Annotated in this window: 14 protein-coding genes; 8 read left to right on the forward strand and 6 right to left on the reverse strand. The window is 64.5% G+C overall.

The genetic code is table 11. The features are described from left to right. The first annotated feature begins 174 nt into the window (after positions 1 to 174). Entirely contained in the window at positions 175 to 447 is a 273-nt protein-coding gene (locus tag E4K65_RS14765) for a hypothetical protein (protein ID WP_135174784.1), read from the forward strand. Further along, positions 448 to 936 (forward strand): phage holin family protein, encoded by a 489-nt coding sequence (locus E4K65_RS14770; protein WP_135174785.1) that lies wholly within the window; start codon positions 448 to 450, stop codon positions 934 to 936. Positions 937 to 945: 9 nt separating this feature from the next. Here the strand turns inward: E4K65_RS14770 and E4K65_RS14775 are convergent, their stop codons facing one another. Then, entirely contained in the window at positions 946 to 3,639 is a 2,694-nt protein-coding gene (locus E4K65_RS14775) for a bifunctional acetate--CoA ligase family protein/GNAT family N-acetyltransferase (protein ID WP_135174786.1), read from the reverse strand. A 70-nt stretch (positions 3,640 to 3,709) separates the two neighbouring features. Then, on the reverse strand, positions 3,710 to 4,549 hold the full coding sequence (locus tag E4K65_RS14780) for a universal stress protein (RefSeq protein WP_135174787.1): 840 nt from the start codon (positions 4,547 to 4,549) through the stop codon (positions 3,710 to 3,712). A gap of 174 nt (positions 4,550 to 4,723) precedes the next feature. On the opposite strand from E4K65_RS14780, the gene E4K65_RS14785 reads away from it, so the two are divergent. From E4K65_RS14785 to E4K65_RS14795, 3 genes are read left to right on the forward strand one after another with little or no spacing between them, the layout of a single operon-like run. Then, a complete protein-coding gene (locus E4K65_RS14785; protein ID WP_135174788.1) occupies positions 4,724 to 5,707 on the forward strand; it encodes a zinc-dependent alcohol dehydrogenase family protein in 984 nt (327 codons plus the stop codon). Between the two features lie 25 nt (positions 5,708 to 5,732). Continuing rightward, entirely contained in the window at positions 5,733 to 7,268 is a 1,536-nt protein-coding gene (locus E4K65_RS14790) for a bifunctional aminoglycoside phosphotransferase/ATP-binding protein (RefSeq protein ID WP_135174789.1), read from the forward strand. 11 nt (positions 7,269 to 7,279) lie between these two features. Continuing rightward, positions 7,280 to 8,254, forward strand: a complete 975-nt coding sequence (locus E4K65_RS14795; protein ID WP_135174790.1) for a CHAD domain-containing protein — start codon at positions 7,280 to 7,282, stop codon at positions 8,252 to 8,254. Here E4K65_RS14795 and E4K65_RS14800 read toward each other — a convergent pair. Next, positions 8,251 to 10,092 carry a PHA/PHB synthase family protein gene (locus tag E4K65_RS14800; protein ID WP_135174791.1) on the reverse strand — a complete coding sequence of 614 codons (1,842 nt, stop codon included), beginning with the start codon at positions 10,090 to 10,092 and terminating at the stop codon, positions 8,251 to 8,253. The two genes, E4K65_RS14795 and E4K65_RS14800, sit on opposite strands and share 4 nt — an antisense overlap. 211 nt (positions 10,093 to 10,303) lie before the next feature. On the opposite strand from E4K65_RS14800, the gene E4K65_RS14805 reads away from it, so the two are divergent. Then, the gene (locus E4K65_RS14805; protein ID WP_135174792.1) at positions 10,304 to 11,032 is read left to right on the forward strand and encodes a CBS domain-containing protein; all 729 of its coding nucleotides are present in this window, start codon (positions 10,304 to 10,306) and stop codon (positions 11,030 to 11,032) included. A 28-nt stretch (positions 11,033 to 11,060) separates the two neighbouring features. On the opposite strand, the gene E4K65_RS14810 is transcribed toward E4K65_RS14805, so the two are convergent. The 3 genes from E4K65_RS14810 to E4K65_RS14820 form a co-directional block, all read right to left on the reverse strand. Further along, positions 11,061 to 11,519, reverse strand: coding sequence for a RidA family protein (locus tag E4K65_RS14810; RefSeq protein ID WP_135174793.1), 459 nt, complete (start codon positions 11,517 to 11,519; stop codon positions 11,061 to 11,063). A gap of 22 nt (positions 11,520 to 11,541) precedes the next feature. Next, positions 11,542 to 13,233 carry a benzoate-CoA ligase family protein gene (locus E4K65_RS14815; RefSeq protein WP_167770817.1) on the reverse strand — a complete coding sequence of 564 codons (1,692 nt, stop codon included), beginning with the start codon at positions 13,231 to 13,233 and terminating at the stop codon, positions 11,542 to 11,544. 149 nt (positions 13,234 to 13,382) lie between these two features. Then, on the reverse strand, positions 13,383 to 13,874 hold the full coding sequence (locus tag E4K65_RS14820) for a MarR family winged helix-turn-helix transcriptional regulator (RefSeq protein ID WP_027545928.1): 492 nt from the start codon (positions 13,872 to 13,874) through the stop codon (positions 13,383 to 13,385). Between the two features lie 276 nt (positions 13,875 to 14,150). Here E4K65_RS14820 and E4K65_RS14825 point away from each other — a divergent pair, with 276 nt between their 5' ends. Then, positions 14,151 to 15,326 carry an ABC transporter substrate-binding protein gene (locus E4K65_RS14825; RefSeq protein WP_167770818.1) on the forward strand — a complete coding sequence of 392 codons (1,176 nt, stop codon included), beginning with the start codon at positions 14,151 to 14,153 and terminating at the stop codon, positions 15,324 to 15,326. Positions 15,327 to 15,352: 26 nt separating this feature from the next. Then, on the forward strand, positions 15,353 to 15,808 hold the full coding sequence (locus E4K65_RS14830; RefSeq protein ID WP_080136282.1) for a cupin domain-containing protein: 456 nt from the start codon (positions 15,353 to 15,355) through the stop codon (positions 15,806 to 15,808). Positions 15,809 to 15,819 lie beyond the last annotated feature (11 nt).

Raw genomic sequence — 15,819 nt, forward strand, 5'->3', positions numbered from 1 at the left:
GCTTCCACCTCATCGGGACAATCGGTCCCCATTCAGCCGCCACTTCTAGGCCAGCATGTGGCGGGCCCGTTGACCTGCCTCAAGGGCAGGCCCCTGGCCACCCCTTGAGGCAAATCAAGCGCGATCACGCCGGCGGGTCTTAGGTTCGCTCCATTCAAAGGAGACATCAAATCCATGTTCGATGGCGACAGGATGAGCGAAGAACTGCGGACGTTGAAGGTGGACGTCACCCGCCTGCTGAGCACGGCGGGCGAGGAGATGTTCGAGAGTTCGAAGGACCGTGCCGAGGCTCTGGCCGATCAGATCAAGGCCGTGCTGGCCGAGCTCGGCGAAACCGTCAGCGACGAGGAGCAGCTTCAGGGCCTCATTGCGGAGCGCCCGATGACATCGCTCGCCTCCGCCTTCGCACTCGGCGTGGTCGTCGGCTTTATGCTGAGGAGGCACTAGGTGAATACCGACAACGTCGTCAGACATCTGCGCGTCCTGTGGCGGACCGACAGGATCATCGCAGACATCAGGCTGCGCCATCTGCTGGTGGGTCTCGGCCTGCGCGCCTTTGCGGCACTGATCGCCGCGTTCGGGCTGTTGATGCTGGAGCTGTCGGCCTATTTCGCACTGGTCCAGATCTGGAGCGCCATTGCGGCGGCGGCCATCCTCGGCGCCGTCAATTTTGCCATCGCGGCGGTTCTCTTCGTCATCGCCGGCCGTGCGCCGTCCGGCCGCGACATCGACCTCGCCAATGAGATTCACGGCGCATCCATCGAGGCCCTTCAGCTCGAGGCGCGCGCGCTCCAGGCCCAGGTGTCGGGCGCGGTGCATCATCCGCTGAGCACGATCGTGCCGGTGCTGGTGCCGCTGATCGGGATCATCGTCAAGAGCCTGCGGAAAACGGCCAAGGAGCCTGCCGCTGCAACGTCGGCCGAAGCGCGCTCCTGACCAGCACGCTCAGAGCTTCAGCCGGACGTCGCAGATATCGGGCTCGGTCGGATCAGGCTTGACCTCGAAACCGAGCTGCCGGCACATTTCGAGCATCACGGTGTTCTCCTGAAGCACGTCGCCCGATATGGCCTTCAGCCCTTCGGATCTCGCGTAGTCGATGATCAGTTGCATCAGGGCCCATCCAAGCCCTCTGCCCTTGAGATCGGACCGCAGCAGGATCGCGTATTCGCCGCTCTCGTAGATCGAGTCCGAATGGAGCCGGACGACGCCGACCATCTCGCCGGTCGCCTCGTCGAATGCGATGAAAGCCATCGCGCGCGCGTAGTCGAGCTGGGTCAGGCGCGCGATGAATTCGTGGGTGAACTCCTTCATCGGCGCGAAGAAGCGCAGGCGAAGGTCGTGAGGCGTCACATGGCGCAGGAACGCGTGGATGGTCGGCTCGTCCTCGGGGCGCAACGGCCGCACGAAGATGCGCCAATCGTCCTTGAGCTTGAGGCGGCGCTCCCACTGCGACGGATAGGCGCGAACGGCGAAATTGGCGGGGCCTGAGCCGGCGAATTTCCGCTGCGACGGCCCCACCGCGACACGGGCGTCGACTGCCGTCACGCCGGTTTCGTCCGCGAGCAGCGGGTTGATGTCGAACTCGCGAATCTCAGGGATATCGGCCGCCATCTGGGCGAGCTTGACCAGCACCATCGCGACGGCGTCCTGCTTGACGGCCGGCACGTCCCGGTAGGCGCGCAGCAGCCGCGAGACCCGCGTGCGGTCGATCAGGTCGCGGGCGAGTTGCAGATCGAGCGGCGGCAGCGCCAGCGCCCTGTCATTGATGATCTCCACCGCCGTTCCGCCCCGGCCGAAGACGACGACGGTGCCGAAGGTGGGATCGTCGGCAAGACCGAGGATCAGCTCGCGCGCCTTCGCCTTGACCACCATCGCCTGGACGATCACGCCGCCGATGCGGGCCTCGGGCCGCAGCTTCCTTGCTCGGGCGAGAATGTCGGAGGCAGCCGCACGCACCGCCTCCGGCGTCGTCAGGTTGAGCACGACGCCGCCGACATCTGATTTGTGCACGATGTCGCGCGACAAGATCTTCAGCACGACGGTGGCGCCTTGCGCGAACACCTCGTTCGCGCAAGCCACGGCTTCTTCGACATCGGCTGCGGCATAGGTCGGCACCATCGCGATGTCGTAGGCTTCGAGCAAGCGCTTGATCTCGACAGGCTCGAGCCATTTGCGGTCATCGGCGATGGCTGCAGCCACGATCTGCCTGGCGGCCCGGGCGTCAGGCACGAACGTGTCGGGCATCGCGGGGGGAACCTGGCTCAGCTCCTCGACCACTTCGCGATGCCGGACCAGATGCATGAAACCGCGCACCGCATCGTCCTCGGTCGGATAGTTCGGAATGCGCCCACCAGAGAGCGTCTGAATGATCGGCTGATCGGCCCCGACCCAGGCGGCAAGCACCGGCTTTGCCCAACTGCGGTGCTGCTCGCGATATTTGCCGACGAGCTCCGTCACGGTCGTCGCGATGTCGGAAGCCGAGGCGATCGCTGTCTGCACATTGAGGACGAGAACTGCGTCATTGTCGGGGTCGGCGAGCAGCACCTCGAGCGCCGCCGCGTAGCGCGATGCATCGGCATCGCCCACGATGTCGACGGGATTTGCGCCGGACCAGGTCGGCGGCAGCACGTCGTCGAGTTTCTTGCGGGCGTCCGCCGAGATGGACGCCGGGATTCCGCCAAGCTCGACCAGTCGATCGACGGCGAGGACACCGATGCCGCCGCCATTGGTCAGAATGGCGAGGCGCTTTCCGGTCGGCGACTCGACGCGGCCGAGCGTCTCGGCACAGTCGAACAGCTCGCGCAGATCGGAGACCCGCAGGACGCCCGCGCGGCGGAACGCCGCGTCATAGACGGCGTCGGCGCCCGCGAGCGCGCCCGTATGCGTAGCGGCCGCCTTCGCACCCTGCGCCATGCGGCCGGACTTCACCACGACGACCGGCTTGACGCGCGCCGCGGCGCGTGCCGCCGACATGAATTTACGCGCGTCCTTGATGGCTTCGATATAGAGCAGGATCGCACGGGTCTTGTGATCCATCGCGAAATAGTCGAGCAGGTCGGCAATATCGACGTCGATCTGGTCGCCGATCGAGACGATGCCGGAGAACCCGACGCCGCGCTGCGCGGCCCAGTCCACCATGCCGGCGGCGATCGCGCCGGATTGCGAAATCAGCGCAAGATTTCCCGCTCCCGGCATGTGCGCAGCAAAACTGGCATTGAGGCTCACGCCGGGCATCATGATGCCGAGGCAGTTCGGTCCGATCAGCCGCATGCCGTATTTGCGGGCTGCGGCGATCGCGGCCTCGTGCAGCGATCCCGGTCCATGACCGAGTCCGGCCGAGACGATCAGCGCGCCCGCCGAACCGCGCCGCCCGGCCTGGTCGATGATGCCGGGAACCTCCCGGGCCGGCGCGGTGATGACCACGAGCTCGGGCACGAATTCCAGCCTGTCGAGGCTGGCCACTGAGGCAACGCCGCCGATCTCGGCATGGCGCGGATTGACGAGGCCGAACTGTCCCTTGAATTCAGCCTTGCGAATGTTCTCCAGAACGGCGCGCCCCACGGAAACCGGACGGGCGCTCGCTCCGACAAGCGCAACCGAACGCGGCGACAGCAGATTCTTCAGGCGATAGGTTGACATGAAAGCAAATGCGCCCCGTCGGTGGCGGTTCCGATGGTTGAAAGATCCGGCCGGAAAGCTGGCGGCGAGCCTAGTGCGAGATCATAACCCAGCACGGTGGCTGGCCAATGACGGTCTTTGTCACACCACCCCAGACGATCTCGTTCAGGCGCGAATGATGATAGGCGCCCATCACGATCGCATTGATGGCATTGGAATTTGCCCAACTTCCGAGCACCTTTCCGATCGAGCTGCCGCCGCCCGTCGTCGTTTCGAACGAGGCACGGACACCGTGTTCCCTCAAATGATCGACGAGGGCGGTTCCGGATTGCACGATCGCGTCGGTCTTGTCGTCGGCCACGGTCACGACGCGGACCGAGGCCGCAGCCTGAAGGATCGGCAGCGCGTCGCCGACCGCCCGCGCCGCGCGCGCGGAGTGATCCCAGGCGATCATGATGTTCTCGAATTCCGGTCGCAGCGTGTCCACGTGCTGTTCCGGACACAGCAATAGCGGTCGCCCGGATTCGAACAGGAGCGTCTCGATAATGTGCTCCGTTCGGCTGTCATGCGGCTTCACGGGGATCAGGGTGAGATCGCTGAAACGCGCATGTTCAGCCAGGATCGACGCAATCTGGTCCGCCGGCACCTTGTCCGACCGGCCTTGGGCCCGAACGTTGGCGCGAGACGCCGCATCGGTAAAGGCATTCAGAAGATGCTGCATATCGCCCGCTCCAGAGGCCCCCTTTGCCTCGGCAGCATCGGGAGCATCGGGAAGCAGCACTTTCGGTCGCACGAAAGCATCTTCCTCGAGCGCAAGCGCGGTGATCCTGGCGCCGAGGTCGGCGGCGACGGCCACGCATTTCTCGATCGCAGCGAGAGCCGGTCCGCGCGGCTGGCCGACAAGCGGCAGAAAAACGTCTTTCAGGGGCATCGGGATTCTCCTTGGCCGCCAGCATAGACCGGCTTCCGTCAAGACCATTGATCCTCGTCAAGCCAGGGGGAACCGTCCAGACGGGCAAGGTCGGACATTGACGGAAGTCAAGGACTGGCCCCGCGGCGCCATTCTATGGATAGTTCGATCGGAGCGGTTCGCCCGGAGGGACTGATGCGTGCGATGGTGTTGGCTGCCCCGCGGGCACGGCTGCGGATGGAGGAGCGCCCCGATCCAATCCCCGGCGAAGGTCAGATCCGGGTGCGAGTCAGCGCCTGCGGTGTCTGCCGAACGGATCTTCACGTCGTCGACGCCGAACTGCCCGACATCCGCTATCCCATCGTACCCGGCCATGAAATCGTCGGCCGCATCGATCTCATCGGCTCGAATGTCGCAACGCAGGCGCGGGGTGACCGGGTCGGCATTCCCTGGCTCGGGTCCACCTGCGGAAGCTGCCGGTTTTGCCGGGAGGGTATGGAGAACCTCTGCGACCGCCCGCTTTTCACCGGCTATACGCGCGACGGCGGCTATGCAACGCACGCCGTCGCCGACGCGCGCTACGCCTTTCCGCTCGGCGAAGCCGGCGACGATGGGGCCATCGCCCCCCTGCTGTGCGCGGGCCTGATCGGCTGGCGTTCGCTGGTCCTAGCCGGCCAGGCAGAGAGGCTCGGCATCTACGGCTTCGGCGCCGCCGGCCACATCATCGCGCAGGTCGCGGTCTGGCAGGGGCGATCGGTCCACGCGTTTACCCGGCGCGGCGACGTGGCCGCACAGGACCTCGCCCGCCGGCTCGGCGCCGTCTGGGCCGGCGCCTCGGACGAAGTGCCCGACACACCGCTCGACGCCGCCATCATCTACGCTCCCGCCGGCGAGCTCGTGCCGGCCGCGCTGCGCGCCGTTCGCAAGGGTGGCCGCGTGGTCTGCGCCGGCATCCATATGAGCGACATTCCGAGCTTTCCGTACGACCTGCTCTGGCAGGAACGACAGCTGATCTCCGTTGCCAATCTCACCCGACAGGACGGTCTCGATTTTCTCAGGATCGCTCCGCAGGCGGGCGTGCGCACCGAGACGACCGCATTCCCGCTCGATCAGGCCAACGAAGTTCTGGACATGCTGCGGAATGGACAGATTCTTGGCGCCGCCGTGCTCAGGCCCTGACCGCATCCCGGAAATACCAGCTTCGATGACAGACGAAACGGCTGCCCAGGAACGGATCTTCACAGCGCTTTGCGCGCATCCCGGCGTGACACGGATCGATACGCACGCCGCGTCGGTCTTTCTCGACGGCAGCCGCGCGCTGAAGATCAAGCGAGCCGTCCGTTTTCCGTTCCTCGACTATTCGACGCTCGAGAAGCGCAAGGTGGCCTGCGAGGAGGAGATCAGGATCAACCGGCCGCTGGCGCCGCAGATCTATCACCGCGTCGTGGCGATCACCGAAGAGCCGGACGGATCGTTGAAGGTCGACGGCCGCGGCCGGCCGGTCGAGTATGCGGTCGACATGTCCCGCTTCGACGAAAGCCGGACGCTGGATCATCTGGCGAAGGCTGGCCCGCTGGATGCAAACCTGGCCTCGGCTGCCGCCGATGCCGTCGTGGCGTCGCATGCGATAGCACCTCGCGCCGACGGCAAGGCATGGGTTGCCTCCATCCCCGGCCTCGTCGATGGAAACAGCAACGGCCTGCGGAAGGGCAACCATCTCGTAGCTGAAGAGATCGAGCAGGTCGACCAGGCCTCGCGCGCGATGTTGTTGCGCCTGCGACCGCTGCTCGAAGAACGCGGCCGTCAGGGATTCGTGCGCCGCTGCCACGGCGACCTGCATCTTGCGAATATCGTGTCGATCGACGACCGGCCAGTGCTGTTCGACGCCATCGAGTTCGATCCGCAAATCGCAACTGTCGACGTGCTCTACGACCTCGCTTTCACGCTGATGGACCTGCTGCACCACGATCAACAGTTTGCTGCCAATATCGTCCTGAACCGGTATCTCGACGCGACGCCACCCGAAAATCTCGATGCGCTTTCAGCCTTGCCGCTGTTCATGTCCATTCGCGCGGCAATCCGTGCCCAGGTGGCGCTGGCGCGGCTGACGCGGCCCGATGCCGACCGGACAGGAATTCTTCACGATGCACGCCGTTACTTCGATCTCGCCCGGGCTCTGATCCACCCGCCCGCCCCGCGCCTGATTGCGGTTGGGGGACTATCAGGCACCGGCAAGTCCGCCCTCGCCCGCACGCTTGCGCCCGACGTCACGCCGCAACCGGGCGCCGTCGTGCTGCGCAGCGACGTCATTCGCAAGCAGCTGTTTCGGGTGGAACACAGCCACCGCCTGCCGCCGTCCACGTACCGACCCGAGGTCGCCGCACGCGTCTACGAGGTGCTGGTGCAACGCGCCCGACAGGTGCTGGCGCAAGGCCATTCCGCAATCGTCGACGCCGTCTTTGCAAGCGAGTCCGAACGGGACCAACTGGCCGCCATGGCCCGCCAGGGCAACGTGCCGCTGAGCGGACTATTCCTCACCGCCGACCTCGCGACCCGTCAGGCGCGCATCGGCGACCGCCATGGCGATGCCTCCGATGCCACGCAAGAGGTTGCTGCGCAGCAGGAGCACTATAATATCGGCCATGTCGGTTGGGCGACCATCGATGCATCCGGGACACAAGAGCAGACACTCCAGCGTTGCCGGGACGCGATCACAAGGCAAATAAGGCAATCTGATTGACGCGGGCAAGGATGTCGCGACCCACCACGAGTTCGACCGCGGCCGCGCGCGCCAAGCCGGCGGCGCGGCGCAATGCCCTGCCCGGCCGCCTTAGCCCCGGCATGGCCTGCGATACGGCGTTCCGGATCATCGCCCGCCGCCACCTCGATGCCGTCCTCGCCCAGCACGACGGCACTTGCCGCGGCGATCCCGACGCGCTGCACCAGATCCGTATCGCGCTGACGCATCTGCGCACCGCCATCCGCTTCTTCTCGCCGATGGTGGACGACACGCATCGGCCGCACGTCTGGGCCGAGCTGAAATGGCTGAACGGCCAGCTCGGCATGGTGCGGGACCTCGACGTGGCGATCGAGCGGGTCGTCGCCGAGAGTGGCGACGAGCTCGCCGTGATCGCCGAGCTCCAGCACTGGGACGAGAAACGCGCCGAGAGCCACCGCCTGCTCGCGCGGGCGCTGCAATCCGCCCGCTACAGGCGCCTGGTCGAGGAGACCTCGGCCTGGATCGAGAGCGGGCCCTGGTCGACCCGGCGCAGCAAGGAAGCCTTCAGGCTGCGCCGCTGCTCGCTCGCCGACCACGCGACGGCGCGGCTGACCGAGTGGGAAGAGACGCTGCTCAGGAAGGCCCGCAAGCTGCGCAAGCTCGATGTCGAGAAACGACACAGGCTGCGGCTTCTCAACAAGCGGCTGACCTATTCGATCGAGTCGCTCACGGACCTGTTCGATGACGACACCCTGACGAAGCAGAAGTCCATCCTCAAGCAATTGCGCAAGGCGCAAAGGTCCCTCGGACAATTGAACGACGATGCGCGCGGGCAAGCGCTGGCAGCGTCGCTGAACGGCGCCGGCCCCGAGGCCGGCATTCGCTTCCTCGACCGCAAGCGGGAAAAGAAGCTGCTGCGGACCGCCTCTACGGCCTACCGGAAACTGGACAAGGCCAAGCCCTTCCGCTCGTCGGACCTTGCGCCGAACGCGGAGCCTAAGGATTAGGTGTGGACGTAGTCTCCCGGCGCGTCGGGCAGGCCGTCAACGCCCCCGACACCGATCGACGGTGGATCGCAGGGCGCGCCTGAGCGCGCCGCCAGCCATTTTGCCCATTCCGGCCACCACGATCCCTCAACATGCGGCGCCAGCTTCAGCCACTCGTCCGGGCCGACATAAGGCGCATCCGCAGCCTTGGTCATGACCTGATAGCTGTGCCAGGGCTCGTCGGGAGGCGCGACGACGCCGGCATTATGACCGCCGCTGGTCAACAGGAACGTCACGTCCGCATCGGCCTGATAGTGGATCTTGTAGACGGATCGCCACGGCGCCACGTGGTCGGCGAGTGTGCCCACCACGAACATCGGCGCGTGAATGTCGGAGAGCGAGACGCTCCTGCCTTCGACGCGATAACGGCCTTCGGCCAGATCGTTGTCGAGGAACAGCTTGCGCAAATACTCCGAGTGCATGCGATACGGCAGCCGCGTGGCATCGGCGTTCCAGGCCATCAGATCACTCGGCTGCGAGCTCTCGCCCATCAGGTAGTCGCGCGACAGCCGCGACCAGATCAACTCGTTGGAGCGCAGCAGCTGGAACGCACCGGCCATCTGTGTCGTGTCGAGATAGCCGCGCTGCCACATCATGTCTTCGAGGAAGGCGACCTGGCTCTCGTTGATGAAGAGCGTCATTTCGCCGGCCTCGGTGAAGTCGGTCTGGGCGGCAAGGAGCGTGATGGTGCCGAGACGGCGATCGCCCTCGCGCGCCATGGCGGCGGCGGCGATCGACAGCAATGTGCCGCCCAGACAGTAGCCGAGCGCATGGGTCTTCCGATCGGGTATGATCCGGCCGATCGTATCCAGCGCGGCCATCACACCCAGCTTGCGATAGTCGTCGAAGGCAACATCCCTGTCCTTCGCATCCGGATTGCGCCAGGAGATCGCGAACACGGTGAAGCCCTGACCGGTCAGAAACCTGACCAGGGAATTCTGCGGCGACAGGTCGAGAATGTAATACTTCATGATCCAGGCCGGCACGATCAGGATCGGCTCGGGTCGCACCTGCGCGGTCGTCGGATGGTACTGGATCAGCTCGATCAGATCGTTGCGGTAAACGACCTTCCCGGGCGAAGCCGCCACCGTCCTGCCGACGACGAACTGCTCGTCACCCGCCGGCTTCGAGATGGAGAGCAGGCGCATCAGATCGCTGCACCAGTTCTGCCAGCCGAACACAAAATTCTCGCCGCCGCTCTGGAACGCTTTCTCCAGAACCTGCGGATTGGTGGCCGCGAAGTTCGACGGCGCCAGCATGTCGAGCATCTGGCGTACCGAGAACTCGACGACGGCTTCATTTGCATGCGACACGCCGCGCACGCCGGTCGTGGCATCGTGCCACCAGCGCTCCGTGAGCAGGAACGCCTGCGCAAGCAGATTGAACGGCGCGGCTTCCCATTGCGGGTCCTTGAAGCGACGATCGCGGCCCTGCGGCTCAATCACGGACCACGGCTTTTGCGACGTCGCGTGCGCGACGGCTTGCAGGAACCGGCCGGTATCGCGAAGACCGCTGCGGAACATCTGCATCTGGCGCTCCGGCGCCGCGGCAAGATGCGCACTCCAATCGAGCCAGGCGAGCGACAAGGCCACCGGCGAAATCCCGCCCGTGAACCGCGCCAGCATCGCATGAAACGCGCGGTCGAGGGGGTATGGCTCCGATGCAGGCAGGGAATTGGCGACGACCGGCTTCTCAGGGGTCGTTTCGAGGATCGTCGTAGAGGCTTCGGCGGCCGGATTGGCGGAGAGAGCCTGCGCCGGCGGCTCTTCGGCCCGTGGAAATCTCTTGACGACGCTCATGGCTGAATGATCCTGCGGGCTTCTGTTCTAGGTCGGCGGCAGGATATGGCGACGCTTTCGATGCGCGTTGAGCTGCATCAAATCCCGGCACGGATCACAATTGCTCACTCAGGGGAGAAATGGCCCGGATCGCTTGACCTGGGTCAAACCACGCGCCGACGGCCGAATTAGGTTTTGCGCATCCAAATTCGACGAGCCAGCGGAGTCTTCCATGCGCGCCCATCAGATCATGACCCGGTCGGTCATCTCGGTCAGCCCCGACACCAGCATTGTCGAGGCCGCAAACATCATGCTGAAGCGGCACGTCAGCGGCCTTACCGTGGTCGATGAGACCGGCAAGCTGGTCGGGGTCGTCTCGGAAGGAGATTTCCTCCGTCGCAGCGAGATCGGCACCGGGCGCAAGCGGGGGCGTTGGTTACGGGTCATCCTCGGTCCGGGCAAATCGGCCAGCGACTTCGTCCACGAGCACGGCCGCAAGGTCTCGGAGGTGATGACCGCCTCGCCCGTGACCATCACCGAGGATACCGCGCTCGCGGAGATCGTCGATCTCATGGAACGGAACAACGTGAAGCGCCTGCCGGTGGTGCGCGGCGATATGGTGGTCGGGATCGTGTCCCGCGCCAACCTGTTGCAGGCCGTCGCAGGGCTCGCCCGCGACGTGCCCGATCCGACGGCCGATGACGATCACATTCGCACCCGCATCATCGATACCATGGAAAAGAACGATTGGTGCCCGTTCGGACTCAACGTCATCGTCCGCGACGGCATCGTTCACCTCAGTGGCGTCATTATCGAAGAACGCGCACGGCAAGCCGCGGTCGTCGCGGCGGAGAACGTCGAGGGCGTGAAGAAGGTGCACGACCATTTGTGCTGGGTCGACACCATGTCCGGCGTCTATCTGAACTCACCCCAGGACGACGATCTCGCCAAAGCGAGCTAACAAGGCAAGCTGAAGGAGCAAACGCGACTCAGCGGGGAATGACGGCGGTGGCCTCGATCTCGACGCGCGCCGCCTTCTCGACCAGCCGCACCACCTGAAGCAACGCCATCGCCGGATAGTGCGCACCGAAGATGGCACGGTAGACCTTGCCGACTTCCTTCAGGTTCGCGAGGTATTCGTCCATGTCAACGACGTACCAGGTCAGGCGCACGAGGTGCTCAGGGCGTGCACCGGCTTCGGCCAGAATCGCGGCAATGTTGCTCAGGGCCTGGTGGACCTGCGCGACAAAGCCGTCCGCGAGACGCTCCTCAGCATCCCAGCCGATCACGCCGCCGGTGACGACGATCCGCCCCTCGGCGGCTATGCCGTTGGCGTAGCCTTTCGGCACCGGCCAGCCGGACGGCTGGAGGATTTGCGTCGCCGAACGCGTGTCATTCTCATCGGCGGTCGACAGCACCGCGAGCTGCGGGCCTTTCGGCGTTGTCACGGACAAATGCTCCGTCCTTCCCTCATTCTGCCGCAACGCCCGACGACGTCGCCGCAGCCTGAGCCAGTTGCCGCAGGGCAAAACGCTTCAACTTGCCGGTCTCGGTCTTCGGCAACTGCGTCACAAACTCGATCGCGCGCGGATACTTGTAGGGCGCGATCTCGCGTTTGACATATTCCTGCAACTCGGCCGCAAGTTGAGTATCCGGCGTTACGCCGGGCGCGGCGATGATATAAGCCTTCACGATCATTCCGCGCGCCTCGTCCGGTGCGCCAACCACACCGCACTCGGCGACGGAGGGATGCGTCAGCAGCACCGCTTCGACATCGGTGCCTGCGATGTTGTAGCCGGCCGACACGATCATGTCGTCGGAGCGCGACTGGTACCAGAAATAGCCGTCGTCATCCATCAGATAGGTGTCGCCGGTGATGTTCCAGCCATTCTGGACATATTTGCGCTGCCGCTCGTCCGCGAGATAGCGGCACCCGGTCGGACCGCGAACCACGAGGCGGCCCATCGTCCCAGGCGGCACGTCATTGCCGGCGTCGTCGACGATCTTCGCCTCGTAGCCAGGCACCGGCTTGCCAGTCGCGCCCGGACGGATCTCGTCCTCGGTCGCGCTGATGAAGATGTGCAGCATCTCGGTCGAACCGATGCCGTCCATCAGCTTGATGCCCGTGGCCTTGAGCCAGGCATCGAATGTCGGCTTGGGCAACGTCTCGCCGGCGGAGACGCACTTGCGAAGCGAGGAAATGTCTCGGCCCGGAAGCTTGCCGATCATCGCGCGATACGCGGTCGGCGCGGTGAAACAGACCGTGGTCCTGTGCTGCTCGATCGCCGTCAGGATGTCGTCCGGCGTCGTCTTCTCCAGCACGACGAAGGAGGCGCCGATATGCATGGGGAACAGCACGCCGCCGAAGCCGAACGTGAAGGCGAGCGGTGCGGAGCCGACGAAACGATCCTTCTGCTCGGCGCGCAGGATGTTGCGCGCGTAGCCGTCGCAGACGGCCAGCATGTCGCGGTGGAAATGCATGGTGCCCTTGGGATCGCCGGTCGTGCCCGACGTGAAAGCGATCAGGCAGATGTCGTCGGAGGCAGTATCGACAGCCTTGAACTCCGGGCTTGCGTCGGCGATCAGCGCCTCGAGTGAATCGGCCGCGCCGTTGCCCCAATAGACGGCCTGCCTGAGACCGGGCGCTGCGGCTTTCGCCTTCTCCATCTCGTCGGCGAGCTTTCCGTCGCAGAGCGCCAGCGTGATCTCCGCCTTCTGGATCGGATAGGACAGCTCCTTGGCACGCAGCAGCGGCATCGTCGCGACGCAAATCCCCCCGGCCTTGATCACCGCAAGATAGGTCGCGACCATCATCGGATTGTTGGCAGAGCGCAGCAGCACGCGTCCACCGGTCACGAGACCAAGCTTGCCGACCAGCACATTGGCGATACGATTCACCAGCGCTTGCAGCTCGCGATAGGTATAGCTGACAGTGGGGCTGATGACGCAAGGCGCGTCGCCATGGCCCTCTTCGACCCAACGATCGAGGAAATAGCTGACGCAGTTCAATCGTGGCGGATATTGCAGCTCGGGCCGTGTGAAGATGAAGTCAGGCCAGAGCTCGCGCGGCGGCAGGTGTTGCCGTGCGAACGTATCGACATGGGCCGTCGCCGCATTGCCGTCAGACGAGCCCGATATTTGAACCTTGGCGGCGTTGGCCATCGCACGCTCCTTTGCGCATGGAAGCACCCGGCAGCACTAACTGGGAAACATTTTAGGCTTAAAACAATTTGGCGCAATAGCGGATTTTGGGCATCCCATGCATTTTCCTGCGGCAAAGTGGGATTTGCGGGCGCATCGGCCCGCGGGACCTACGCCCGGCGGCGACCAGCCGACCTCTGCGCCGACGCCTTGGTCTTGGCGAGGAGCCGCATCAGCTCGCGCACATCCTTCGGCGTCAGGTCGGCGAAGAGATCGGCGATCCAGGTCTCGTGTTCCGCCGCCATCCGGCGAAACTCGGCGCGCCCGAGCTTTGTCAGACGGATCACCTGGACGCGGCGGTCGGTCTCCGACGTGCGCCGGTCGAGATGGCCGGATTCCACCAGACGCTCGACGAGGCCGGTGACGTTGCCGTTGGAGACCATCATGCGCTTGGAGACATCGGACAGCGTCATGCCGTCAGGCGCCTTGTCGAGCTGTGCCATCAGATCGAAACGGGGCAGCGTGACGTCGAACCGCTGCCGCAGGCGGCCGCGGACCTCGCCCTCGATCAGGGTCGTACAGGTAAGCATACGCAGCCACAGCCGAAGCTCTTCGGCGTGGTCCTCCGGCGTCTCGACGGCCTTGGTCTCGGAATCAAGCATCTGATGCAGTCATTGACGGCAGGCATTGGCGCCGGCACGGATTCCCCAACGTTTTGAGCTTCAAATAAATTGAAGCCGGCCGCAAGTCCAAAGCTGCAGCAATCGACCGCACGTCGATTTCTTTAGGCTTCAAATAATTGGCGCGCCGCTTGCATGCTCGCTGCCGCGCGGGATGGCGGCGTCTTGAGCTTTGCTTGCCGCGGCAGCCATCATCGGCATAAGCTTGGATTGGAGTACGCGGCTTGCAGCGCAGGCCCGATGTCACGAGGGAAGATCATGAAGACGCAATTGACCTTGGCCGCAGCCGCCTTGCTGCTCGGCACCGCGATGAGCCCCGCCCTCGCCCAGGAGAAGATCAAGCTCGGCGTGATCGTGACCCTGTCGGGACCCGCCGCCGCGCTCGGCCAGCAGGTTCGCGACGGCTTTGCGCTCGGGGTGAAGGATCTCGGCAGCAAGATGGGCGGCCGCGATGTCGAGGTCGTGGTGGTCGACGACGAGCTCAAGCCGGACGCAGCGGTGACCAAGGTCAAGGGCCTTCTGGAACGCGACAAGGTCGACTTCGTGGTCGGGCCGATCTTCTCCAACATTCTCCAGGCGATCCACCGGCCCGTGACGGAATCGAAGGTGTTCCTGATCAGCCCCAATGCCGGCCCGTCGACTTTTGCCGGCAAGGACTGCAACCCGTTCTTCTATGTGACCTCGTATCAGAATGACCAGGTTCACGAGATCCTCGGCAAGGTCGCGCAGGATCGCGGCTACAAGCGCATGTACCTGATGGTGCCGAACTATCAGGCCGGCAAGGACTCGGTCGCCGGCTTCAAGCTCGACTACAAGGGCGAGATCGTCGAGGAATCCTACATGCCGCTGAACACGCTGGACTTCCAGCCGGAGCTTTCCAAGATTTCCTCGCAAAAGCCCGATGCGCTGTTCACGTTCATGCCGGGCGGTCTCGGGGTCAATCTCGTGAAGCAGTACCGGCAGGCCGGCCTTGCCGACAGCATTCCGGTGCTCTCGGCTTTCACGGTGGATGAATCGACCTTGCCGGCGCAGCAGGACGCGGCCGTCGGCATGTTCGGCGGTGCGAACTGGGCGCCCAATCTCGACAACCCCCAGAACAAGAAGTTCGTCGCTTCGTATGAGGCCGCCTACAACGGCGTGCCCGGCACCTACGCCTTCCAGGCCTATGACGCCGCGATGCTGATCGACAGCGCCATCAAGGCGGTGAAGGGCGACCTCTCGAACAAGGATGCCGTCGCGGCCGCACTGAAGAAGGCCGACTTCACCTCGCTGCGCGGCGCCTTCAAGTTCAACACCAACGGCTATCCGATCCAGGATTTCTATCTCACCAAGGTCGCCAAGCGTCCGGACGGCAAGTTCCAGACCGAGATCGTCCAGAAGGTCTTTGAGAATTACGGCGACCGCTATGCCAAGGACTGCAAGGCGGCAAACTAAGCCGCATCGCGTTACGGGAGGATACAATGAAGAGCGAAATAACCGGCATCACGCGGGCCAATGAGGGCATCCAGGGCATTTCCTGGAACATCCTCGGTCAGACCTATGTGCCGAAGAGCTACGCCGAGAACAGCTTCTCCTGGCACGCAACGCTGCCGCCGGGGACGTTCGTGCCGCCGCACATTCATCCCGACCAGGATGAGTATCTCTACATGCTGGAGGGCAAGCTCGATTTCATGCTCGGCAATTCGGAAGCACAGGCGACCGCGGGCGACCTGATCCGCCTCGGCATGGGCGTGCCGCACGGCATCTTCAACAAGTCGGAGCAGACGGCAAAAGTATTGTTCTGGGTCTCGCCGAGCCGCAAGCTGTTCGACCTGTTCTGGGGCCTTCACAACATGAAGGAACAGAAGCCGGAGGACGTGGTGGCGATGGCCGCCGAGTTCAACATCCACTTCCTGCCGCCGCCTCCCGGCGGCTAGCTACATGCCCC

It is taken from the genome of Bradyrhizobium niftali (assembly GCF_004571025.1).
Classification (GTDB): domain Bacteria; phylum Pseudomonadota; class Alphaproteobacteria; order Rhizobiales; family Xanthobacteraceae; genus Bradyrhizobium; species Bradyrhizobium niftali.